The 22,042-nt window shown below is 70.5% G+C and carries 19 protein-coding genes; 16 read left to right on the forward strand and 3 right to left on the reverse strand.

Going from position 1 to position 22,042, the window contains the following annotated elements; genetic code table 11:
• Positions 1-153: 153 nt before the first annotated feature.
• Positions 154-1,413 carry a mannosyltransferase family protein gene (locus ABZ848_RS44765; protein WP_360841465.1) on the reverse strand — a complete coding sequence of 420 codons (1,260 nt, stop codon included), beginning with the start codon at positions 1,411-1,413 and terminating at the stop codon, positions 154-156.
• A gap of 261 nt (positions 1,414-1,674) precedes the next feature.
• On the opposite strand from ABZ848_RS44765, the gene ABZ848_RS44770 reads away from it, so the two are divergent.
• Both ABZ848_RS44770 and ABZ848_RS44775 read left to right on the forward strand, forming a co-directional pair.
• Positions 1,675-3,282, forward strand: a complete 1,608-nt coding sequence (locus tag ABZ848_RS44770) for an MFS transporter (protein ID WP_360841467.1) — start codon at positions 1,675-1,677, stop codon at positions 3,280-3,282.
• Positions 3,283-3,335: 53 nt separating this feature from the next.
• On the forward strand, positions 3,336-4,526 hold the full coding sequence (locus tag ABZ848_RS44775; RefSeq protein ID WP_360841469.1) for an acyl-CoA dehydrogenase family protein: 1,191 nt from the start codon (positions 3,336-3,338) through the stop codon (positions 4,524-4,526).
• Positions 4,527-4,563: 37 nt separating this feature from the next.
• Here ABZ848_RS44775 and ABZ848_RS44780 read toward each other — a convergent pair whose 3' ends face one another.
• Positions 4,564-5,004 (reverse strand): cell division protein SepF, encoded by a 441-nt coding sequence (locus tag ABZ848_RS44780; protein WP_360841471.1) that lies wholly within the window; start codon positions 5,002-5,004, stop codon positions 4,564-4,566.
• A 300-nt stretch (positions 5,005-5,304) separates the two neighbouring features.
• Between ABZ848_RS44780 and ABZ848_RS44785 the strand changes: the two genes are divergently transcribed.
• From ABZ848_RS44785 to ABZ848_RS44805, 5 genes are all read left to right on the forward strand, one after another.
• Positions 5,305-6,477: a DUF5685 family protein gene (locus ABZ848_RS44785; protein WP_360841473.1), complete on the forward strand. Its 1,173-nt coding sequence runs from the start codon at positions 5,305-5,307 to the stop codon at positions 6,475-6,477.
• Positions 6,478-6,666: 189 nt separating this feature from the next.
• Positions 6,667-8,994 (forward strand): nitrate- and nitrite sensing domain-containing protein, encoded by a 2,328-nt coding sequence (locus ABZ848_RS44790; RefSeq protein WP_360841475.1) that lies wholly within the window; start codon positions 6,667-6,669, stop codon positions 8,992-8,994.
• Entirely contained in the window at positions 8,991-9,419 is a 429-nt protein-coding gene (locus ABZ848_RS44795; protein ID WP_360841477.1) for a roadblock/LC7 domain-containing protein, read from the forward strand. Before ABZ848_RS44790 ends, ABZ848_RS44795 begins: the two co-directional genes overlap by 4 nt.
• A gap of 14 nt (positions 9,420-9,433) precedes the next feature.
• Positions 9,434-9,775 (forward strand): DUF742 domain-containing protein, encoded by a 342-nt coding sequence (locus ABZ848_RS44800; protein ID WP_242769806.1) that lies wholly within the window; start codon positions 9,434-9,436, stop codon positions 9,773-9,775.
• Positions 9,759-10,355, forward strand: coding sequence for an ATP/GTP-binding protein (locus tag ABZ848_RS44805; protein WP_360841479.1), 597 nt, complete (start codon positions 9,759-9,761; stop codon positions 10,353-10,355). The genes ABZ848_RS44800 and ABZ848_RS44805 overlap by 17 nt, the downstream gene beginning before the upstream one ends.
• A gap of 67 nt (positions 10,356-10,422) precedes the next feature.
• Here ABZ848_RS44805 and ABZ848_RS44810 read toward each other — a convergent pair whose 3' ends face one another.
• Complete coding sequence (locus tag ABZ848_RS44810; RefSeq protein ID WP_360841481.1) at positions 10,423-11,373, reverse strand: ABC transporter substrate-binding protein; 951 nt, start codon at positions 11,371-11,373, stop codon at positions 10,423-10,425.
• Between the two features lie 405 nt (positions 11,374-11,778).
• Here ABZ848_RS44810 and ABZ848_RS44815 point away from each other — a divergent pair, with 405 nt between their 5' ends.
• From ABZ848_RS44815 to ABZ848_RS44855, 9 genes are all read left to right on the forward strand, one after another.
• Entirely contained in the window at positions 11,779-12,633 is an 855-nt protein-coding gene (locus ABZ848_RS44815) for an amino acid ABC transporter permease (protein WP_360841483.1), read from the forward strand.
• Positions 12,630-14,384: an FAD/NAD(P)-binding protein gene (locus ABZ848_RS44820; protein WP_360841484.1), complete on the forward strand. Its 1,755-nt coding sequence runs from the start codon at positions 12,630-12,632 to the stop codon at positions 14,382-14,384. Before ABZ848_RS44815 ends, ABZ848_RS44820 begins: the two co-directional genes overlap by 4 nt.
• A gap of 53 nt (positions 14,385-14,437) precedes the next feature.
• Complete coding sequence (locus ABZ848_RS44825) at positions 14,438-15,199, forward strand: amino acid ABC transporter ATP-binding protein (protein WP_360841485.1); 762 nt, start codon at positions 14,438-14,440, stop codon at positions 15,197-15,199.
• Complete coding sequence (locus ABZ848_RS44830) at positions 15,199-16,266, forward strand: LLM class flavin-dependent oxidoreductase (RefSeq protein ID WP_360841487.1); 1,068 nt, start codon at positions 15,199-15,201, stop codon at positions 16,264-16,266. Before ABZ848_RS44825 ends, ABZ848_RS44830 begins: the two co-directional genes overlap by 1 nt.
• Positions 16,267-16,301: 35 nt before the next feature.
• Positions 16,302-17,582, forward strand: coding sequence for an NtaA/DmoA family FMN-dependent monooxygenase (locus ABZ848_RS44835; protein ID WP_360841503.1), 1,281 nt, complete (start codon positions 16,302-16,304; stop codon positions 17,580-17,582).
• A gap of 4 nt (positions 17,583-17,586) precedes the next feature.
• Complete coding sequence (locus tag ABZ848_RS44840) at positions 17,587-18,366, forward strand: DUF1684 domain-containing protein (protein ID WP_360841488.1); 780 nt, start codon at positions 17,587-17,589, stop codon at positions 18,364-18,366.
• Between the two features lie 212 nt (positions 18,367-18,578).
• Complete coding sequence (locus ABZ848_RS44845) at positions 18,579-19,478, forward strand: S1 family peptidase (RefSeq protein ID WP_360841490.1); 900 nt, start codon at positions 18,579-18,581, stop codon at positions 19,476-19,478.
• Between the two features lie 110 nt (positions 19,479-19,588).
• On the forward strand, positions 19,589-20,482 hold the full coding sequence (locus ABZ848_RS44850) for a slipin family protein (protein WP_360841492.1): 894 nt from the start codon (positions 19,589-19,591) through the stop codon (positions 20,480-20,482).
• A gap of 231 nt (positions 20,483-20,713) precedes the next feature.
• Positions 20,714-21,793: a S1 family peptidase gene (locus ABZ848_RS44855; RefSeq protein ID WP_360841494.1), complete on the forward strand. Its 1,080-nt coding sequence runs from the start codon at positions 20,714-20,716 to the stop codon at positions 21,791-21,793.
• The last annotated feature ends 249 nt before the right edge of the window (positions 21,794-22,042 follow it).

A 22,042-nucleotide genomic window follows, 5' to 3' on the forward strand; every position in this document is an offset into this window, starting at 1 on the left:
TGATGTGGGATTCCTCTCAGGTGGAGGTTTATTTCCTGGGAATCCGCAATGCGCGGCGCGGCCCTCCTTCAATTCCTTTGATCATTCTGGGAATCTGTTTTATGGGACTTATGAATTCGTTCACCGAATGATGGGGTGGATTTACCCGACTGGTCACGGCGGACCGGAGCCGTTCAGCCAGAACGCTCCGTACACGGCCGACGCCACCGCGACACCGCCCACCACCAGCGCCGACCTGGACGTACGCAGCCGGGCCAGGGCCAGGGCGAGGGGCAGCAGCAGTGGGAAGGCGGGCAGCAGCAGGCGCGGTTTCGAGCCGAAGTAGCTCGACGCGCACAGCGCGAGCGCGGTGACCACGCCCGCGTACACCAGGAGCGGGAGCGGCTGGCGCTGCCGTACGCAGACGACGTACAGCCAGACCACGAGGCCGACCCCGGTGATGATCCCGACGCCCGCGAGGGCGGCAGGGAACGACGTGAACTTGTCGCCGACGAAGCGGGCGAAGGCGGCGCCGCCGTCGAAGCCGTTGCGCCAGCCGGCCTGGACGTCGAGATAGCCCAGGGGGCCCTTGCCGGTGCGGTGGCCGACCCAGAGGACGTAGCCGGCGGCGCCCAGGGGGGCCAGGAGCAGCGCCAGGGCGCGCCGGAGGGCCGAGGGGGCGTGCGGCGCGTCCGGGGCGCTCACGGCAGCCCTCACGCGCTCTGTGGAGCCCTCTGAGGCCGGCGCGGGGGCGCGTCCGCCCGGGTGCGCGCCTTCCGGGGCCGCCGCGCTTCGCTCCCGCACGAAAGAGGCGATCCCGGCGACCCAGACGGCCGCCACCACGGCGAGCCCGACCGGGCGGGTGAGCCCCGCCAGTGCGGCCAGCGCGCCCGCCGTCAGCCAGCGCCCGGTCAGCACGGCGTACAGCGACCAGGCGGCCAGCGCCGTGAACAGCGAGTCGCTGTACGCCATCGACTGCACGATCCCGACCGGCAGCACGGCCCACACCAGCACCGCGCACACGCCGGCCCGGCGGCCGTACACGTGCTCCGCGACCGCGAAGATCCCCCAGGCCGCCGCGAGCGAGGCGAGCAGGCCGACCACGAAGCCCGCATCCGCGTACGACAGCGGGGTGAGGGCGTGCAGCAGCCGCTCCAGCCAGGGCAGCAGCGGGAAGAAGGCCAGGTTCGAGTGGACGTCGCCGTTCGGCAGCCGGACCTCGTAGCCGTAGCCCAGTTCGGCGACCCTGACGTACCACAGCGAGTCCCAGCGGGCCGTCAACAGCGTGTACGCGCTCCTGCCGCGCGCCGCGCTCCACACGGCCAGCACGAGCAGGCCCAGGGCGCGCACGGCCGCGTACCCGAGAAGGGCCGGGGCCGCGCGGCGCAGGGCCGTGCCGCGGGGTGGCGCCACGCGCGTCGCAAGATCGGTCACGGGCTCGATTATCGACGGCCCGCGGAACCGGCCGGCCGGTCGGGACGTGGTCGCGGAGGAGGGGGAGTGGCGCACGCCACACGAGTTCCGCACCAGTCTGAGAGGTCCGCCACGTGACCGTGGCGCGAACTCGCGTACGCTGACGTGTCACTCGCCTTCGTTGCGCGGGCCGGAGAAAGCCGCTCCTCTCCGGCCGAGATCACGGGGAGTCCCCACCCCGTGTGCCCGCCGAGTGCGAGGAAGCATCTGGGAGGTACGTACATGTCCGGGACGACCACGGCCGCCACCGCGCTGCGCCGTCGGGCGGCCGGGGCGGGTGCCAACCGCTGGGTCGTCCTCGTCGTCCTCTGCGTGAGCCTGCTGCTGGTCGCGGTCGACGCGACCGTGCTGCACGTGGCCGTGCCCGCCGTCACCGAGGACCTCAAGCCCGGCGCGATAGAGCTGCTCTGGATCGTCGACGTCTACCCGCTCGTCTGCGCCTCGCTGCTGATCCTGTTCGGCACGCTCGGCGACCGGGTCGGCCGCAGACGGATCCTGCTGCTCGGATACGCCCTCTTCGGCGTCGCCTCCGGCATGGCCGCGCTCGCCCACGACCCCCAGGTGCTGATCCTGGCGCGGGCGCTGCTCGGCGTCGGCGGCGCGATGATCATGCCCGCGACGCTCTCGATCCTGCGCCAGGTCTTCCCCGACCGGCGCGAGCGGGCGCTGGCCATCGGCGTGTGGAGCGCGGTGGCCGCGGTCGGCGCGGCGGTCGGACCGCTCCTCGGCGGCTTCCTCCTCGAACACTTCTGGTGGGGCTCGGTCTTCCTCGTCAACATCCCCCTGATGCTGGTCAGCCTCCCGGTGGGCCGGCTTCTGCTGCCGGAGTCCCGCGGCGCGGGCGACGGCCCCTGGGACGTCACCGGCGCCCTGATGGCGGCCGCCGGCCTGTTCGGCGTCGTCCTGGGCGTGAAGCGCCTCGGCGGCGGAGAGGCCCCGACGGGCGTCTTCACCCTGGCGCCCCTGTTCCTGGGCGCGCTGCTCCTGGTTCTCTTCGTACGACGTCAACGGCGGCGCACGCACCCGCTGGTGGACCTCGGCATGTTCGCCCGCCCGGCGTTCAGCACGGCCGTCGGCTGCATCGTGCTGGCGATGCTGGCGCTGGTCGGCCTGGAACTGATCGCGGCGCAGTATCTGCAACTGGTCCTGGAACTCTCCCCGTTGGAGACGGGCCTGCGGCTGCTGCCGCTGACCTTCGCGGCGATGGCGGCGGGCCTCGCGGGCGCGCGCATGCTGCGCCGCTTCGGCCCGCGCCGGATGGTGTGCTTCGGGTTCTGCCTGACGGCCGGTGCGGTGATCCTGCTGACCGCGATGGGCGGTTCGGACAACACGGGCCTGCTGGTCTCCGGCTTCATGCTGCTCGGCTTCGGCCTGGAGACCACGCTCTTCGGGGCGTACGAGTCCATGCTCAGCGAGGCTCCGCCGGAGCAGGCGGGCGGCGCGGCGGCGATCGGCGAGACCTCGTACCAGCTCGGCGCCGGCATCGGCATCGCGCTCCTCGGCAGCGTCATGAACGCGGCGTACGCGCCGGGCCTGGCCTCCGTGCCGGGCGTCCCGGCATCGGCCTCCGCCTCGGCCGGGCACTCGCTCGGCGAGGCCTACGACGTCGCCGACCACCTGGGCGGGCCCGTCGGTGTCGCCCTGCGCCGGGCGGCCCGGGACTCCTTCGTGCACGGGCTGCATGTGACGCTGCTGGTGAGCGCGGGGCTGCTGGTGCTGGGGGCCGTGATGGCGCTGCGGCTGCCCCGGGTCATGAACTGCGGCGAGACCGTGGGCCCGGTGGAGCTGCCCGCGCCCCGGGAAGTCGCCGAGTCCCGCGTCTCGGCCTGACCTTCGTCCACGCACCGGTTCTCACTCGTAACTAGCGGTGCTAGTTTTGAGGTATGTCCGCATCCTCGAAACTGCCGCCGTTCGACCCCGCCGACCCCCTCGGCATCGACGACCTGCTGGAACCGGAAGACCTGGCCATCAGGGACACCGTGCGCAGCTGGGCGGCGGACCGCGTGCTGCCGTATGTCGCCGAGTGGTACGAGAAGGGCGAGCTGCCCGGGATCCGCGAGCTCGCGCGCGAGCTGGGGAGCATCGGCGCGCTCGGCATGTCGCTCAGCGGGTACGGATGCGCGGGCGCCAGCGCCGTGCAGTACGGCCTCGCCTGCCTCGAACTCGAAGCCGCCGACTCCGGCATCAGGTCGCTCGTCTCCGTGCAGGGCTCCCTCGCCATGTACGCCATCCACCGCTTCGGCAGCGAGGAACAGAAGCAGACCTGGCTCCCGCGCATGGCCGCCGGCGAGGTCATCGGCTGCTTCGGGCTGACCGAGCCCGACCACGGCTCCGACCCCGCCTCCATGCGCACGTACGCCAAGCGGGACGGCGGGGACTGGGTTCTGAGCGGCCGCAAGATGTGGATCACCAACGGCTCGGTCGCCGGTGTCGCCGTCGTGTGGGCGCAGACCGACGACGGCATCCGCGGATTCGTCGTCCCCACCGACAGCCCCGGCTTCTCCGCGCCGGAGATCAACCACAAGTGGTCACTGCGGGCGAGCGTGACGAGCGAGCTCGTGCTCGACGAGGTGCGGCTGCCCGCCGATGCCGTACTGCCGGAGGTCGTCGGGCTGAAGGGGCCGCTGAGCTGTCTGTCGCACGCCCGGTACGGGATCGTGTGGGGCGCGATGGGCGCGGCCCGCAGCTGTCTGGAGGCCGCCGTCGACTACGCGAAGACGCGCGAGCAGTTCGGACGGCCGATCGGTGGCTTCCAGCTCACCCAGGCCAAACTCGCCGACATGGCGGTCGAACTGCACAAGGGGATCCTGCTCGCCCACCATCTGGGGCGGCGGATGGACGCCGGCCGCCTGCGTCCCGAGCAGGTCAGCTTCGGCAAGCTCAACAACGTACGGGAGGCCATCGAGATCTGCCGGACCTCGCGGACCATCCTCGGTGCCAACGGGATCTCGCTCGAATATCCCGTCATGCGGCACGCCACCAACCTCGAGTCGGTGCTGACGTACGAAGGCACCGTCGAGATGCACCAGCTTGTGCTGGGCAAGGCGCTCACCGGGCTGGATGCCTTCCGGTGAACCCTGCGCGGGGGCAGGGCCGGTGAGCGGCCCTGCCTCAGCTCTGGTTGAAGAAACCGTCCTCCCGGCGGGCCGCCGGCTCGCCGCTGACGATCTCCGTGTTGGCGGGGGTCAGCAGGAAGACACGGGTCGCGACCCGCTCGATGGTGCCGCGCAGACCGAAGGTCAGGCCGGCCGCGAAGTCGACGACGCGCTTGGCGTCGGCGGCCTCCATGGCCGTGAGGTTCACGATGACCGGCACGCCCTCGCGGAACAGCTCGCCGATGGCGCGCGCGTCCCGGAAGCTGTCCGGGGTCACCGTGCCGATCCGGCGGCCCTTCTCCTCGGCGACGTCCGAGGCCACCTTGACCCTGGGGTCGGTGACCCAGGCATCCCCGGGCTGCTCGGTCCCTTCGGAGTAGTCGTCGTCGTAGTAACGCTCGTCATCGTTGTCGTCGACGAGGCCAAGCCAGGCACTCGCCTTGCGTACCGATCCCATGGACGCCTCCTCTCACAGCGGTCTCTTGCTCTTCGCATCCCTATGGTCATCCATGATGCGGATCGCGCGCCAAGTGGATAGACGCCGCGCGGGGGGTTTGTGACGGTACTGGTGCACAGCGAATACGTCGAGAGCCCGGATACCCCAAGGGTCGCGCAGTACACCGCTGCTGACTGTGAGTGAAATATGATTCTTCACGGCGTACGGGTGATGACGGGTGCGTACGGGTGAACGGGGTGGTCGCTACGATGCGGCAGCTCAACGCCGTATCAGAAGCGTTACGGATCACGGGGGATGGTCATGTTCGGAATCGTCCGGCCCTGCCGGCACAGGCTCGGTGAAAATCTCAGGACGCAGTGGATGGCGCACCTGTGCGGGCTGTGCCTCGCGCTGCGCAAGGACCACGGCCAGTTCGCGAGAGTCGTGACGAACTACGACGGGCTGCTCATATCGGTTCTGACGGAGGCTCAGGCCGAGAAAGCGGGCGGATGGCGGCGTACGGCGGGCCCTTGTCCGCTGCGCGGAATGCGCACCGCGTCCGTCGCGCAGGGCGAGGGCGCCCGACTCGCGGCCGCTGTCTCGCTGGTGCTCGCCTCGGCCAAGGTTCGTGACCATGTCGCCGACGGGGACGGCCTGCTGGCGCGCAGGCCGGTGGCGGTCGCGGCACGCCGGGTGGCCGCGAGCTGGGGCGCGGCAGGCGCCCGTACCGGATCCGATGTCGGATTCGATACGGCGGTGCTGGTCGACGCGGTCGAACGGCAGACCGGCATCGAGGCGCTGGCCGGGCTCGGCACGCCCGTGCTGACGGTCACCGAGCCGACCGAGACCGCCACGGCCGCCGCTTTCGCGCACACGGCGATGCTGGCCGGGCGGCCGGGCAACGCCGAGCCGCTCGCCGAGGCGGGGCGGTTGTTCGGGCGGCTCGCGCATCTGCTGGACGCGGTGGAGGACCGGGAGGCCGACGCTGCGGCGGGCGCCTGGAACCCCCTCACCGCCACGGGGACCTCCCTCGCGGAGGCGCGGCGGCTGGCCGACGACGCGGTGCGCGGGATACGGCTGGCGCTGCGGGAGGTGGCGTTCGCGGACGGGAAGCTCGCGCACCGGCTGCTGGTGCACGAGTTGCCGGCGTCGGTGGACCGGGCCTTCGGGGGTGCGGGCGCCGCGTGCGCGCACGGGAGCGGGCCGCTGCTCGCGGGGCCGTACGCGCCGCCGCCCGGAGGCCCCTTCGGGCCGCCGCCCCCGCAGCCGCCCCGGCGGGACCGGCGCGGGCTGCTCGCGGGGTGCGCGGTGTGGGCGGGGCTGGCGTGCACGTGCCAGCTGTGCTGCGGTGAGTACGAGGACCCGTGGAGCCGGGAGCGCAAGGACGGGCTGTGCAAGGACACGGACTGCGGCGACTGCTGTGACTGCTGTTCGTGCTGCGACTGCGATTGCTGCGACGGATGCGATTGCTGCGACTGCGGCTGTGACTGCTGAGCCGGTTACCGACGGTGTCGTATACGGGCTACGCCGGGGCCGGTGGCGACCTGGTGATTCCCGGAGATCCTGTTTCCGCAACGTAAAACAAAAACATGATCCGGTGACCGCTGCCTCGTGGGCTTCGTTGGGCGGGAGCAGAACCATTTCTGCCCCTGTCCCAACTCGCCCCTCATATAAGGCATTTCAGTGGACGTCACAGCAAAAGCGACCACCAGCATCCGCGCCAGGCTGCTGAGGATCCTGATCCTCGCCCTCGCGGTCCTGCTGGCGCTGCTCGGCCTCGCGGCCGCCGAACAGATCTCCGCCTACCGCAACGCCGCCGCCACGCAGGGCAACGCGAGACTGGAGATCACCCTCCAGGGCCTCGTGCACCAGCTGCAGAAGGAGCGCGGCCTCACCACCGGATACGTGGGCGGCGTCTGGCAGTTCAAGGCCAAGCTGCCGGCCCAGCGCAAGGCCACCGACGCCGCGCGCACCGAGCTCGACACGGCGCTGAAGGGCCGCGGCGACAGCGCCGCCGACTCCGTGCGCGAGTCCCTCGGCCGGCTCGACGGACTCGCCGGGATCCGCAGGCACGCCGACGACCACACCGGCGTCGTCAAGGACACCTTCGACTACTTCACCACCACGATCACCGAACTCGACCGGCTCGACCTCGGCCTCGACGAGGTGCACGACGGCACCCTGCGCGACGCCTACCAGTCGCTCCAGGTGCTCGGCAACGCCAAGGAGTTCATGGGCGAGGAGCGCGCGATCGTACTCGGCTCGGTGCGCGCGCAGGGCGGCCGGTTCCGCGGCGACGACTACAGCCGCTTCATGCAGATCCGGGCCGGCCGGCTCGCCGCCCTCGCCGCCTTCCCGCGCACGGCCACCGGCGCCCAGGAACGGCGCCTCGACGCGAGCCTGACCACGCCGGACGCGGAGCGCGCGCTCGCCTACGAGAGCGTCGCGGTGCACGGCGCGGGGCGGCTGAGCTCCCGTGACATCCCGCCCATGGCCTGGTGGGACACGATGACCTCGACCATCAACGGACTGCGGGACGTGCAGATCGGGCTCGGCGCCGACGTCGAGAACCGCGCCACCGCACTGGAGAGCGACGCCCAGCGCGACCTCCTCCTGTTCGTGCTGCTCGCCCTCGCCACCGTCGGCGCGCTCGGCGCCCTCGCCCTCGACTGCGTCCGCTCCGTCTCCACCCCGCTGGCCGAACTCGCCCAGCAGGCACGGGAGATGGCCGGAGAGCGGCTGCCGCGGGCCGTCGCCGCCGTCCAGGACGCCGACTCCGGACACAGCCCCGAGCCGCCGGCCCCGCTCGCCCTGCCGGGCCGGGCGGGCGCCGAAGTCCGCGAGGTGGCCGAGGCGTTCGACCGGGTGCAGCGCTCCGCCTTCGACCTCGCCACCGAACAGGCCGTACTGCGCCGCAACGCCACCGACTCGCTGGTCAGCCTCGGCCGCCGGAACCAGAACCTGGTGCGCCGCCAGATCAGCTTCATCAACAAGCTGGAGCACGAGGACGCCGACCCGGCGACGCTGGCCAACCTCTTCGAACTCGACCACCTGGCCACCCGGATGCGCCGCAACGCCGAGAGCCTGCTCGTGCTCGCCGGCGAGTCCAGCCCCCGGCCCTGGGCCACCCCGCTGGCCGTCACCGACGTGCTGCGCGCCGCGCTCGCCGAGGTCGAGGAGTACCGCAGGGTCACCCTGCGGCGGATCGAGCCCGTCCATGTCACCGGCTCGGTCGTCGCCGAAGTCGCCCATCTGCTCGCCGAGTTGATCGAGAACGCGCTGAGCTTCTCGCCGCCGGACTCCGACGTGGAGATCGAGGGGCGACGGACCAGCGCCGGGTACCTCGTCGCGATCGTCGACCACGGGCTCGGCATGGACACCCAGGCGCTCGCCGAGGCGAACGTAAGGCTGTCCGGCACGGCCAGCTTCATGGCCGAACCCACCCGTTTCCTCGGCCACTTCGTGGTCGGCGCCCTCGCCCGCAAGTGCGGCATCGAGGTACGGCTCGGCGAGGCGCCGGCGGCGGGTGTGGTGGCCCGGGTGCTGATCCCGGCGGCACTGCTGACGGACGCTCCGCAGGGGAAGGCGGACGCACCGGGCAAGGGCGGGGAGCAGACGGCGCCGGCGCTGCCCGCGCCGCGCAAGGAGGAGACGGCCCCCGCCGGGGAACTCGTCACGGTCGCGGCCGAAGCGAAGGGGAACACGAAGGTGAGCGACGGCAAGAGCCCCGGCGGGAAGAGCGGGACGAGCACGTCCGCCGCCCGTACCCGCAACGGACTCGTCAAGCGCCCGCAGCGCAGCGCCATCTCGGACGCCGTCAGCGAGGCCGACCGGCCCGGGCGTCCGGCGCCCGCCGGGCCCACGCCCGAGCGCAGCCCCGAGCAGGTCTCCGGGATGCTCTCCACCCTGCGCAGCGCCCATATGCGGGGCGGGATCAGTGTGGAGAAGGAGAAGCAGCGGTCCGCCGAGAAGGGCCAGTCCTTGGATCAGGGGCAGGGTGACGCCAAGTGACCACCATCGACACCCATAGCGACTCCCGTACCTTCAACTGGCTCCTCGCCAACTTCGTCAAGAGCACCGACGGCGTACGGGACGCGGTCGCCGTATCCTCCGACGGGCTGCTGATCGCCGTGTCCGACGGGCTCGGGCGGACCGAGGCGGACCATCTCGCCGCGATCGTGTCGGGGCTCAGCGGCCTGGCGCGCAGCGCGTCGCGGCGGTACGGCTTCGACGGGGTCAAGCTCATCATGATCGAGATGGGGCAGGGCTTCCTGCTCGTCTCCGCGATCAGGGACGGCAGCTGTCTCGGTGTGCTCGCCGACAGCAGCGGTGAACTGGGGCTCGTCGGCTACGAGATGGCCGTGCTCGCGGAGCGGGCCGGGGATCTGCTGACGCCGACGCTCATCGCCGATCTGCGGCAGGCGCTGCCGCGGTGAACGGTGGGGAGCCCATGGACGTACAACCCATGGAGGACGACGCGACGTTCGTCCGGCCGTTCATCATCACCGGCGGCCGGGCCGAGCCGCTCCAGGCGGACCTGCGCCTGGAGACGCTGGTCGTCGCCGTCGGCGTGCCCGACGAGACGCTGACGTTCGAGCGGCGGCACATCGTCGCGGTGTGCGCGGAGCCGACGACGCTCGCCGAGGTGGCGTCGCGCGTCGGTGTCCCTCTCGGAGTCGCCAAGGTGCTGGTCTCCGACCTCGTCGTCGCCGGTCGGCTGGACTGCCGGCAGCCCGCGGAGCTGCCGCTCCAGATGCTCGAAAGGATCAGGGACCATGTCCGGGCGCTCTGACAGGATCGTGCCGCTCGCCGTGAAGATCGTGGTGAGCGGCGGACTCGGTGTCGGCAAGACCACGTTCATCGGGGCCATTTCGGAGATCGAGCCGCTGGACACGGAGGCGGCGATCACTCAAGTCTCCGTGGGGGTCGACTCGTTGGACGGGGTGGAGTCGAAGACCACGACCACGGTCGCCCTGGATTTCGGGCGCATCACGCTCGATCCGACGATCGCGCTGTATCTGTTCGGGACGCCCGGGCAGGACCGGTTCTCGTTCCTGTGGGACGACCTGGTGGAAGGTGCGCTCGGGACGGTCGTCCTCGCGGACACCCGGCGGATCGAGGAGTGTTTTCCGGCGGTGGACTACTTCGAGTCCCATGGGGCGCCGTTCGTGCTGGCCGTTAACCGCTTCGATGGCGCCGAGCGGTTCGAACTGGAGGAAGTCCGGGAGGCGTTGGGGCTGGGGGCGGATGTTCCCGTGCTGGAGTGTGATGCGCGGGAGCGGGGGTCTGTGCGGGATGTTCTGGGGGCGTTGATGGATCGGGTGATCGGGGTTCGGGCTGCGCCTAAGAGGCGGGCGGTCATGGTGCGTTAGCGGCTGCGAGTGTTTCGTGGCTGGTCGCGCAGTTCCCCGCGCCCCTGACGGGGCGCGGGTGTGGCCGTTAGTTTTTTAGTTCTGGTGGGGAGATCTGGGACTTCTCGATTGCTGAGCCTGTTGTTCCCCACTTCTTGAGGATCTTTGTGTATGTGCCGTCTGCCATGAGTTTGTTGACCGCTGCCTGGAATGCGGAGGCCAGGTTTGTGCCCTTCTTGAAGGCGAAGCCGACGTCCAGGCGGTGGTACTCGTTGAGGAACTTGACGCCCTGCTGGTGGGCCACGGCGTAGCGGAGGCCGTTGATCGTGGACATCACCACGTCGCTGCGGCCCTGCTGGAGGGAGGACCAGATGGCGCCCTGTTCGCTGTACGTCTGGATCCCGTACGGCTTCTTGCCGGCCGCCGTGCAGACCTTCTTGTTCTCCTCCAGCGTCGCCTCGAAGGTCGTGCCGGCGCCCGTCGCCACGTTCAGGCCGCACAGCTGCTTGAGGTCCGTGACCTTGGCGAGCTTGCTGTCCGCGCGGGTGGCGAAGCCCTGGCCGTCGTTGATGTAGGTGACGAAGTCGATGGTCTTGCGGCGCTCGTCGGTGACGCCGAAGTTGCTCGCGCCGAAGTCGTACTTGCCGCTGTCGAGGGCCGGGAGGATCGCCTCGAAGCTGGCCTGCTCGGTCTTGAGTTCGATGCCCAGGACCTTGGCCACCGCGTCCGCGAAGTCGACGTCCTGGCCGGTCAGCGTCTTGCCGTCGTCGAGGTAGGTGGTGCCGGGCGGGGTGCCGCCGACGCTGATCGCGACGGTGAGGGACTTGGTGCCGGCGGGCAGCAGTTTCGCGGCCGCCTCGTCCTTCGCGATGCCGGAGACGACGTCGGTCGTGGGGATCTTGTCCGCCTTCGCCGAGGTGCCCGAGGCGTCGGCCGGGTCGTCCGAACCGGAGCCGCAGGCGGTGAGCAGCAGAGCGGCCGAAGTAAGCAGGGCAAAAGGTGCAAATATGCGTCTACGGGTACGCGTGGGCGTGCGCATCGTGTGCGGTCTCCTGAGAGGAGGGAGGAGCGGAAAAGGAGCTCAAAAGGCGTGAGGGGAGGGGTGCGCGTGTGAAGGCGGAGAGGGAGAACGCGAAGGCGCTCGGTCAGGAGCGCGCAGTGGGTCGGCTCAGCTCAACAGGAACAGGACCACACTCGACCGAAGTCGATGTGGGAGCGCGTGACCAGCCACTGCTGTGGATGCATGGGCCAAGTGGAACAGGCATCCGGTTCCGCGTCAACCGAGCTGAGACGTGCGGCTCACATGATGGACAGCCTTGACAGTGAGGGGAAATGGCGCCGTAGAGTCGGTGGACGGCCCTGCTGAGGGGCTAGGCCGTATCGCGCCGCGCGGCGCACTCGTGTGAAGGCACCCACCGTCGATCGACGTCCACGGAGCCTTCGCATGTCTTCCGACACTCTCGCCAAAGTCCCGGCACCCGACATACCCGAGCAGGCCGACGCCCTGCGGATCGTTCCGCAGCGCCGGTACGGCCAGTGGGCCGCGGCCGTGATCGTGCTCGCACTGCTCGGGCTCGCCGTCAACTCCGTTCTGCGCAACCGGGCGTTCCAGTGGGACGTCGTCGCCGACTACTTCACCTCGGACTCCGTGCTGCGCGGGCTGTGGCTCACGCTGTGGCTGACCGCGGTGGTGATGGTGCTCGGGTTCGCGCTCGGCACCCTGCTCGCCGCGTTCCGGCTGTCCGCCAACCCCGTGCTGAGATGGGTCAGTTGGGGGTACGTCTGGCTGTTCCGGTCGATCCCGATCCTGGTGCAGCTGCTGCTGTGGTTCAACATCGGCGCGCTGTATCCCGAGTTGTTCGGCGTCAAGACCGTCAATCTGCTCGGGCCCGTCGAAGTCGCCATCGTCGGGCTGACGTTGCACGAGGCCGCCTACGCCGCCGAGGTGGTGCGGGGCGGGATCCTCTCCGTCGACCGCGGGCAGATCGAGGCCGCGCAGGCGCTCGGGCTCAGCCGGTGGCGGCGCTGGCGGCGGATCGTGCTGCCGCAGGCCATGCGCTCCATCGTGCCGCCCGCCGGGAACATGCTGATCGGCACCCTCAAGGGCACCTCCATCGTCAGCGTCATCGCGGTCAGCGACCTGCTCTTCTCGGTGCAGCTCGTCTACCACCGCACCTACCAGGTCATCCCGCTGCTGATGGTCGCCACCCTCTGGTACACGATCGTCACCTCGGTGCTCGGCGTCGGCCAGTACTACGTGGAGAAGCACTACGCGCGCGGCTCGGAGCGGGTGCGATGAGGGCCTCGCTGGTGATCGTCGGGGCCGGGCCGCGGGGGACCGGTCTGATCGAGCGGATCGCCGCCAACGCGCCCGAGCTGTACGCCGGTTCGGGCCTCGACATCCATCTCGTCGACCCGCATCCGCCGGGCGCCGGACGCATCTGGCGGGCCGCGCAGTCACCGCTGCTGTGGATGAACTCCCACGCCGAGGACGTCACCATGTTCACCGACGAGACGGTGGCCATGGAGGGCCCGGTGCGCGAGGGCCCCACGCTCCACGAGTGGGCCGGCATCAACGGCAGCGTCTTCGCCGACCGGCAGCTACAGGGCTCGTATCTGCGCTGGGTGCACGAACAGGCCGTCGCCGCCCTGCCCCCGGACGTCACCGTCCACCACCACCCGCGCCGCGCCCTGCGAATCAGCGGCTCGCGCGAGGGGCGGCAGCAGGTGTGGCTGGAGGGCCGGCCCAGACCGGTCCTCGCCGACCTGGTCGTGGTCGCCATCGGGCATCTCGACGCCGAACTCGACGAGCAGCAGGTCGAGTTGGCGGCCTACGCGCGCGCCCACGGGCTCGTCCACCTGCCGCCCGACTTCACCGCCGACAGCGACCTGTCCGCGCTGAAGCCCGGCGAACCCGTCCTGGTGCGCGGCTTCGGGCTCGCCTTCGTCGACCTGATGGTGCTGCTCACCGAGGGGCGAGGCGGCCGGTACGAGGGAGAGACGTACGTGCCCTCGGGACGGGAGCCCGTGCTGTACGTCGGATCGCGGCGCGGAGTGCCGTACCACTCGAAGATCGGTTACGACTGGAGCGGTGAACGGCCGCCGCTGCCCAGGTTCTTCGGGCCCGCACAGGTGCAGGAGCTGCTGGACCGGCCGCACGGATTCGACTTCCGGCGGGACGTGTGGCCGCTGGTGGAGAAGGAGCTGGGGTTCGCCCACTACCACCGGCTGTTCACCGCGCACCAGGAGCGGACCGCGATGTCCTGGGCCGACTTCGAGGAGAAGTACGCGGCCGGGAGCGGGGCCGAGATCCAGGCGCTCGTGGCGTCCGCCGTGCCCGACCCGGCCGACCGGCTGGACCTCGCCGCACTCGACCACCCGCTGGACGGGGTGCGCTACGGCTCCTTCGACGAGTTCCAGGAGGGGCTGCGCGGGTACGTCGAGCGTGACCTGAGTCGGCGTCATGATGCCCGGTACAGCCCCGACTTGGCCGTCTTCCTCGGACTCCTCTCCGTCTACGGGCAGTTGATCCGGCTCGGTGGCATCGGGCCCTGGTGGCACGGGTTCTTCAGCTATCTGGCCTCCGGGCCGCCCGGACCGCGGCTGCGGCAGCTGCTGGCGCTGTCCCGGGCCGGGATCGTCAAGTTCCTCGGCGCTGACATGACCGTCACCGCCGAGGACGGGGTGTTCCGGGCGTCCAGCGCCACCGTGCCCGGTGCGTTCGTCGAGGCGCGAGCGCTGGTCGAGGCCCGGTTGCCCGAGCCCACCGTCAGACGGGCGAGCGACCCGCTGCTGCGCGAGCTGGCCGCCGACGGCGCCGCCGAGACGGCGGACGGACTGCTGCGGGTGGACCCGGTCGACGGGCGCGTCCTCGACCGGGCCGGGCGGCCGCATCCTCGGCGCTTCGCGCTCGGCCCGTTCACCGACGGACGTACCCCCGGCGCCTTCACCCGGCCGCGCACCGGCGGGCCCGCCTTCCGGCAGAACGACGCCACCGCGCGGGCCGCACTGCGCTTCCTGGCCGAGCTCTCCTCCCGGGCGGCCGCGTGAACTCCCGCCCCACGGAACCGACTTCACCGAACCCCGACATCGAGGACCCCGCGATGAGCGTCATGGTCGACATCAGATCCGTCCACAAGAGCTTCGGCCCGCTCGACGTCCTCAAGGGCATCGACCTCCAGGTGCGCACCGGCGAGGTCACCGTCGTCCTCGGCCCGTCCGGCTCCGGCAAGTCGACGCTGCTGCGCACCATCAACCACCTGGAGAAGGTGGACCACGGCGCGATCAGCGTGGACGGCACCCTGATCGGCTACCGGCGCTCCGGCGACAGGCTGCACGAGCTGCCCGAGCGCGAGGTGCTCAGGCAGCGGACGCGGATCGGCTTCGTCTTCCAGAACTTCAACCTGTTCCCGCACCTCACCGTCGTGGAGAACGTGATCGAGGCGCCGGTGTCCGCGCTGAAGCGGCCCCGCAAGCAGGCCGTGGAGAGTGCGCGCCGGCTGCTGGAGCGGGTGGGGCTCGGCGACAAGACCGACGCCTACCCGAATCAGCTCTCCGGCGGCCAGCAGCAGCGGGTCGCCATCGCCCGGGCACTCGCCCTGGAGCCCAAGCTGCTGCTCTTCGACGAGCCGACCTCCGCGCTCGACCCCGAGCTGGTCGGTGAAGTCCTCGACGTCATACGGGACCTGGCCCACCAGGGCACCACGATGATCGTCGTCACGCACGAGATCGGGTTCGCCCGCGAGGTCGCCGACACCGTTGTCTTCATGGCCGACGGGCGGATCGTCGAACAGGGCCCACCGGCGGACGTACTGGACAACCCGCGGCACGAACGCACGCGGGCGTTTCTCTCGAAGGTGCTGTGATGCTGCATCTCTCCGCTGCCGTCGACCAACCGTCCGCCTACGACGCCGGCTCCTACGTCGAGCTGGCGCGGCTCGCCGAGCGCGGCGGACTCGACTTCGTGACCCTCGGCGACACCTTCGCCCGCCCCGGGCCCGACGCGCTCGCCGTGCTGTCCCGGGTCGCGCCCGCCACCACCCGGGTCGGCCTGGTGCCCACCGTCACCACCACGCACACCGAGCCCTTCCATGTGCAGGCCGCCGTCGCCACCCTCGACTGGGTCAGCCGGGGCCGGGCCGGCTGGCGGATCGACGTGTCGGCCACCGAGGGCGAGGCCCGCCTCTTCGGCCGCCGGCACGCGGCCCCGGGCGAGGCGCTGTGGCACGAGGCCGGTGAAGTCGCCGACGTGGCCGCGAAGTTGTGGGACAGCTGGGAGGACGACGCCGAGATACGGGACGTGCCCACCGGCCGCTTCATCGACCGGGACAAGCTGCACCACGTCGACTTCGAGGGCACCGGGTTCTCGGTGAAGGGCCCCTCGATCGTGCCGCGCCCGCCGCAGGGCCACCCGGTGCGGGTGGTCGACGCCACCGAAGGTCACGCCCGGCGCACCGCCGCCCGGTACGCCGACGTGGCCCTCGTGCGCGCCGCGAGCCCGGCTCAGGCGGCCGCCGTACGCGACCAACTCCGGGCGGAAGCCAAGGAGTTCGGGCGTGATCCCGATACCCTCCGGGTACTCGCGAGCCTCCTCGTCGACCTCGGCGACGGCGAGCACGCGGCCGAACCGGGCCACGGCGGAGGCGGCCCCCGGCAGACCGCGCAGGGCCCGCTGTACCGGGGCGGCCCGGTCGACCTCGCCGAACTCGTCGCCGCCTGGCACACGGACGGCATCGTCGACGGCTTCCACCTCACACCCGCCGAGCCCCGCCGTGACCTGGAGCGGCTCGTCAACGGCACGGTCGCGCTGCTCCAGCACCGCGGACTGTTCCGCACCTTCTACCCGGGCAGCACCCTCCGGGAGCATCTGGGCCTCGCCAGGCCGGCCAACCAGTACGCCGGCCGGTACGCCGTGACAGGGGGAGCGTCATGACCGTACGGCGTCAGCAGCAGACGTACCGGAAGCAGATGCATCTGGCGGCGCACTTTCCCGGCGTCAACAACACCACCGTATGGGCCGATCCGCGGTCGAGGTCGCAGATCGAGTTCTCGTCGTTCGAGCATCTCGCCCGCACCGCCGAACGCGGGCTGTTCGACTTCTTCTTCCTCGCCGAAGGGCTGCGGCTGCGTGAACACAAGGGCCGGATCCACGACTTGGACGTGGTCGGGCGGCCCGAGTCGCTGACCGTACTGAACGCCCTGGCCGGGGTGACCGAGCGGCTCGGGCTCGCCGCCACCGTCAACGCGACCTTCAACGAGCCGTTCGAACTCGCCCGCAGACTGGCCACGTTGGACCACCTCAGCGGCGGGCGGGCGGCCTGGAACGTGGTGACCTCCTCCGACGCCTTCACCGGCGAGAACTTCCGCCGCGGCGGCTTCCTCGACCGGGCCGATCGGTACACGCGGGCCGCCGAATTCGTCGCCGTGGCAAGGAAGTTGTGGGACTCATGGACGCCGGAGGGCGTCTCCCGGCCGGTGGCCCATCGCGGTCAGCACTTCGACATCGCGGGCGAGTTCACCGTCCCCCGCCCGCCGCAGGGGCACCCCGTCGTCATCCAGGCCGGAGACTCCGACGAGGGACGGGAGTTCGCCGCGGCCACCGCCGACGTCATCTTCACCCGGCAGAGTTCGCTGGAGACCGGGCGGGCCTTCTACGCCGACGTGAAGCGCCGCCTCGCGAAGTACGGGCGTACACCCGACGATCTCAAGATCATGCCCGGGGTCTCGGTCGTCCTCGGCGACAACGCGGCCGAGGCCCGGGAGCGGGCCGCCGAGATCCGGCGGCAGCAGGTCTCCCCGCAGAACGCCATCCTCGCGCTGGAGCAGATCTGGGGCGTCGACCTCTCCTCGTACGACCCGGACGGGCCCCTGCCCGAGATCGACCCGGTGGACGGGAGCGGCATCACCCAGGGCCGGACCCGGCGCGGGGACACGGTCGCGATCGCCGAGAAGTGGCGGGCGCTGTCGAAGGAGAAGGGGCTGTCGATCCGGCAGACCGTCATCGAGGCGGGCGCCCGGCAGTCCTTCGTCGGCACCCCGGAGGCGGTCGCCGCCGAACTCGCCGAGTTCGTGCGGCGCGAGGCCTGCGACGGCTTCATCCTCGTACCACACCTCACCCCGGCCGGACTCGACGAGTTCGTGGACCGGGTGGTGCCGCTGCTCCAGGAGCGCGGCGCGTTCCGTACGGAATACCGGGGGGCGACGCTGCGCTCCCATCTGGGGTTGTCCGAGCCGGTATGGAAGGGCTGATCGTATGAGTCCGGATGCGTCCGACGAGTGGAAGAAGTGGCAGGAAAAGCGCGTGGAGTCGGTCGCCGAGCCCTATGGGCCGCTCGCGCTGACCGGCACGCACTGGCTCGACGACCATCCGGGCGGGCGACTTCCGGACATCCCAGGGGTGTGGCGGGCCGACGGGGACGGTGTGGTCCTGACGGCCGACGGGGCGGACGGTCTGACGGTGGACGGGCGGCCGCTCGACGGCGAGGTGCGGTTGGCCGCCGACACCGGGGCGGTGGCCGCGGCCCGGGTCGCGGTGGGGGAGCGACGGCTGGTCGTGCTGGTGCGGGAAGGGCTTTGGGGGGTACGGGACTTCGATCCGGGGGCCGAGACGCGGCGGGCCTTCCGGGGTATCGACGCCACTCCGTACGATCCGCGCTGGTCGGTGCCGGGGCGGTTCACGCCGTACGGCGAGGACCGGACCGTGCGGGTGAGGAACCACGACGGGCGTGAGCGTGGGTTTCAGCTCGCCGGTGAGTTGGCGTTCGCTGTGGACGGGCGGGAGCTGACCCTTCAGGTCGCTGAGCAGGGCGATGTCCTGTGGGCCGTCTTCGCCGACGCGACCAGCGGTGACGGCAGTTTCCGCTTCCGGTTCCTCTATCCGGCCGCACCTGACGAAGAGGGCCGTACGACCGTCGACTTCAACCGCGCCCAGCTGCCGCCGTGCGCCTTCGCCGACCACTTCATCTGCCCCTTCCCGCCGCCCGGGAACACCCTTGGCATCGCCATCGAGGCGGGGGAGCGCAACCTGGTCTGAACCAGGGCGCAAGTGGCCAAAAAGCATGGCTCGTTCAACGGCCGACGGCCGAAAGGCGCCCTTGCGTCTACCGGTCGTTCGGCCGAATACTCCCGGGAAGCGCTTGTCAGGGGCACGGCGTGTCCGAAATCCGGACGATCAAAGCCCTGGCTGCGCCTCACGGGGCCCCGACCCCACGCGGGCCCCCCGACTTCCCCTTGGGAGGAACGAACGTGAGGATCAAGCGCACCACCCCCCGCAGCGGCATTTCGAGACGGACCCGGCTGATCGCCGTGACCACCGGACTCGTGGCCGCCGCCGCGATCGCGGTCCCCAGCGCGAACGCGTCCACCGCCACGCCCTTCAGCACGACCCAGCTGAAAAGCGCCAACGCCTCCGTACTGAAGGCCGACGTGCCGGGCACCGCCTGGGCCGTCGACAGCAAGACCAACCGTGTCGTCGTCACCGTCGACAGCACGGTCTCCCAGGCCGAGATCGCCAAGATCAAGAGCGCGGCGGGCAGCAACGCCGGTGCCCTCACCATCAAGCACACGGCCGGGCAGTTCAAGAAGCTGATCACCGGTGGTGACGCCATCTACGGCGGCGCCTACCGTTGTTCGCTCGGCTTCAACGTGCACAGCGGGAGCACGTACTACTTCCTGACCGCCGGGCACTGCGGTGAGGTCGCCTCGACCTGGTACTCCAACTCCGGGCACACCACGGTGCTGGGCACCAACGTCAGCTACAGCTTCCCGACCAACGACTTCGCGCTGGTCAAGTACACCAACACGTCGATCGCCCACCCGAGCGCGGTCGGCAGCCAGACCATCACCAGTGCGGCCACCCCGAGCGTCGGTACGACCGTGTACCGCCGGGGCTCCACCACCGGTACGCACAGCGGGCGGGTCACCGCGCTGAACGCGACCGTCAACTACGGCAGCGGTGACGTCGTCTACGGCATGATCCAGACCACGGTCTGCGCCGAGGGCGGCGACAGCGGCGGTCCGCTGTACGGCGGCACGGTCGCGTACGGTCTGACCTCCGGCGGCAGTGGCAACTGCACCTCCGGTGGTACGACCTTCTTCCAGCCGGTCACCGAGGCGCTGAGCTACTACGGCGTGAGCGTCGGCTGACGAACCTTCCGGTGGCCCCCGCGCGCAACAGGCGTGCGGGGGCTCCCTCTTGTCCGGGTTACGGAGTTACCTTCGAGGTACAGGTAGGGCACAGTCCCCTGGGGGCCGGCATGGTCGAGGAGCTGGTGGCGGCGGGAGTGACCCTCGCGTCCGCCGGCGTGGTGTACGCGATGGCCGCGGCACGGGTCGTCAAGCAGTACGAACGTGGTGTGGTGTTCCGGCTGGGCAGACTCCGTGACGAGGTGCGCGGGCCGGGGTTCACGATGATCGTGCCGTTCGTGGACCGGCTGCAGAAGGTCAACATGCAGGTCGTGACGATGCCCGTGCCCGCACAGGAGGGGATCACGCGGGACAACGTCACGGTGCGGGTCGACGCGGTTGTCTACTTCAAGGTGACCGGGCCCGCCGAAGCCGTTGTGCGGGTGGAGGACTACCGGTTCGCCGTGGCGCAGATGGCGCAGACCTCGCTTCGGTCCATCATCGGCAAGAGTGAGCTGGATGATCTTCTGTCGAATCGGGAGAAACTCAACCAGGGGCTGGAGTTGATGATCGACAGTCCGGCTGTCGAGTGGGGCGTGACGATCGATCGGGTCGAGATCAAGGACGTCTCCCTGCCCGAGACCATGAAGCGGTCGATGGCGCGGCAGGCCGAGGCGGACCGGGAGCGGCGGGCGCGGGTCATCAACGCCGACGCGGAGTTGCAGGCGTCCAAGAAGCTGGCCGAGGCGGCGCAGCAGATGGCCGATACGCCGGCCGCGCTTCAGTTGCGGCTGCTGCAGACGGTGACCGCGGTGGCTGCCGAGAAGAACTCGACGCTCGTTCTGCCGTTCCCGGTGGAGCTGTTGCGGTTCCTGGAGAAGGCGCAGCAGGCGGTGCCGGGGGTGCAGCAACCAGTACAGCAACCAGTACAGCAACCAGTGCAGCAACCGGTGCAGCAGCAACTTCCGGCGGCCGAGCCTCCGGTGGACTCCGGTTCTGAGGGGTCGAATTCAGGACAGGGCTAGACCTTACGGAGTGCGCACGCGCTACTCGGTTGCGGTGTTTGCAGTGCGAAGACGTGGGGTGACCGTGGACTGTCAAAAGGGCAGGGGCGTGCGAAGCACGTTCTACGCGCGTCCTGAAGACGCCCTTGTGTGCTCCCTGTGTGGCTCGGAATAGTAGGCGCCGTTCAACGCCTTCCGGCCCGGCGCGGTCCCCACAACCTCGCGGGCCGACCCCCCACAGGAGGACATGAGTTGAAACATCGACGCATACCCAAGCGGCGTGCGGCCCTGGCGGGTGCGGGTATCGCCGCGCTCGTTGCCGCGGGAGTGACCTTCCAGACTGCGAACGCCAGTGAGTCCGCGGACCACTCCGCGCCCGAGACGCTGTCGGCTCTGGCGGCCGGAAAGCTCGCCTCGACGCTCGGCGAGGACCTCGGTGGCGACGCGGCCGGGACGTATTACGACGCGAAGGCCAAGAGCCTTGTCGTGAACGTCCTGGACCAGGCCGCCGCCAAGACGGTCGAGGCGGCCGGCGCCAAGGCCAGAATCGTCCAGAACTCTCTTGCCGAGCTGGACGGTGCTCGTGCGACGCTGACGAAGGACGCCACCATTCCCGGGACCTCGTGGTCGACGGACCCGGTGAGCAACAAGGTCGTCGTCACCGCCGACAAGACCGTCTCCCGGGCCGAGTGGGCCAAGCTGTCCACGGTCGTCGAGGGGCTCGGCGGCAAGGCCGAACTCCAGCGCTCGAAGGGGGAGTTCAAGCCCTTCGTCGCCGGTGGTGACGCCATCTCCGGCTCGGGCGGGCGGTGTTCGCTCGGGTTCAACGTGACCAAGGGCGGGGAGCCGTACTTCCTGACCGCCGGGCACTGCACCGACGCGATCTCTACGTGGTCGGACTCCAGCGGGAACGAGATCGGGACGAACGCGGACTCGCAGTTCCCGGGCAATGACTTCGGGCTGGTCAAGTACACGGCGGAGGTGGACCATCCGAGCGCGGTCGACCTGTACGACGGGTCCTCGCAGGCCATCACGCACGCGGCCGAGGCGACGGTGGGGGAGAAGGTGACGCGCAGTGGGTCCACCACGCAGGTGCACTCCGGGACGGTCACTGGGCTGAACGCCACCGTGAACTACTCCGAGGGCACGGTGAGCGGGCTCATCCAGACCGATGTGTGCGCGGAGCCGGGGGACAGTGGCGGGTCGCTGTTCGACGGGGACGCGGCTATTGGGCTGACGTCGGGGGGCAGTGGTGACTGCACCTCCGGTGGGGAGACGTTCTTCCAGCCGGTGACCGAGGCGCTGTCGGCTACGGGGACCTCGATCGGCTGAGGCTGCTGTGCGAATGGCCCGCTCTCCTTTGTGGGGGCGGGCCTTTTGCGCGTGCCTGTCGGGGGTGGGTCGGGGTCGGGGCGGTACGGCGAACCCGCCGCCTACGGTCTTGCCGTTTCTTTGAGAGGCGGGGCCGTCCTAATGCCATGTACGCGGCGGGTTGCGCCGTACCGCCCCAACCCGCTCCCGTGCGTGGGCGGCCGCGGGACCGTGGCTCCGCAGGGTTACGGCACGTGTGTCGGCAGACGT

This window comes from Streptomyces sp. NPDC047081, from assembly GCF_040643775.1.
Taxonomy (GTDB): Bacteria; Actinomycetota; Actinomycetes; order Streptomycetales; family Streptomycetaceae; genus Streptomyces.

Coding starts and splice junctions, on each gene's coding strand:
- ABZ848_RS44770 (WP_360841467.1), top strand. CDS start 1,675: ATGTCCGGGACGACCACGGCCGCCACCGCGCTGCGCCGTCGGGCGGCC.
- ABZ848_RS44805 (WP_360841479.1), top strand. CDS start 9,759: ATGTCCGGGCGCTCTGACAGGATCGTGCCGCTCGCCGTGAAGATCGTG.
- ABZ848_RS44835 (WP_360841503.1), top strand. CDS start 16,302: ATGCATCTGGCGGCGCACTTTCCCGGCGTCAACAACACCACCGTATGG.
- ABZ848_RS44815 (WP_360841483.1), top strand. CDS start 11,779: ATGTCTTCCGACACTCTCGCCAAAGTCCCGGCACCCGACATACCCGAG.
- ABZ848_RS44840 (WP_360841488.1), top strand. CDS start 17,587: ATGAGTCCGGATGCGTCCGACGAGTGGAAGAAGTGGCAGGAAAAGCGC.
- ABZ848_RS44825 (WP_360841485.1), top strand. CDS start 14,438: ATGAGCGTCATGGTCGACATCAGATCCGTCCACAAGAGCTTCGGCCCG.
- ABZ848_RS44830 (WP_360841487.1), top strand. CDS start 15,199: ATGCTGCATCTCTCCGCTGCCGTCGACCAACCGTCCGCCTACGACGCC.
- ABZ848_RS44785 (WP_360841473.1), top strand. CDS start 5,305: ATGTTCGGAATCGTCCGGCCCTGCCGGCACAGGCTCGGTGAAAATCTC.
- ABZ848_RS44800 (WP_242769806.1), top strand. CDS start 9,434: ATGGACGTACAACCCATGGAGGACGACGCGACGTTCGTCCGGCCGTTC.
- ABZ848_RS44775 (WP_360841469.1), top strand. CDS start 3,336: ATGTCCGCATCCTCGAAACTGCCGCCGTTCGACCCCGCCGACCCCCTC.
- ABZ848_RS44780 (WP_360841471.1), bottom strand. CDS start 5,004: ATGGGATCGGTACGCAAGGCGAGTGCCTGGCTTGGCCTCGTCGACGAC.
- ABZ848_RS44810 (WP_360841481.1), bottom strand. CDS start 11,373: ATGCGCACGCCCACGCGTACCCGTAGACGCATATTTGCACCTTTTGCC.
- ABZ848_RS44820 (WP_360841484.1), top strand. CDS start 12,630: ATGAGGGCCTCGCTGGTGATCGTCGGGGCCGGGCCGCGGGGGACCGGT.
- ABZ848_RS44850 (WP_360841492.1), top strand. CDS start 19,589: ATGGTCGAGGAGCTGGTGGCGGCGGGAGTGACCCTCGCGTCCGCCGGC.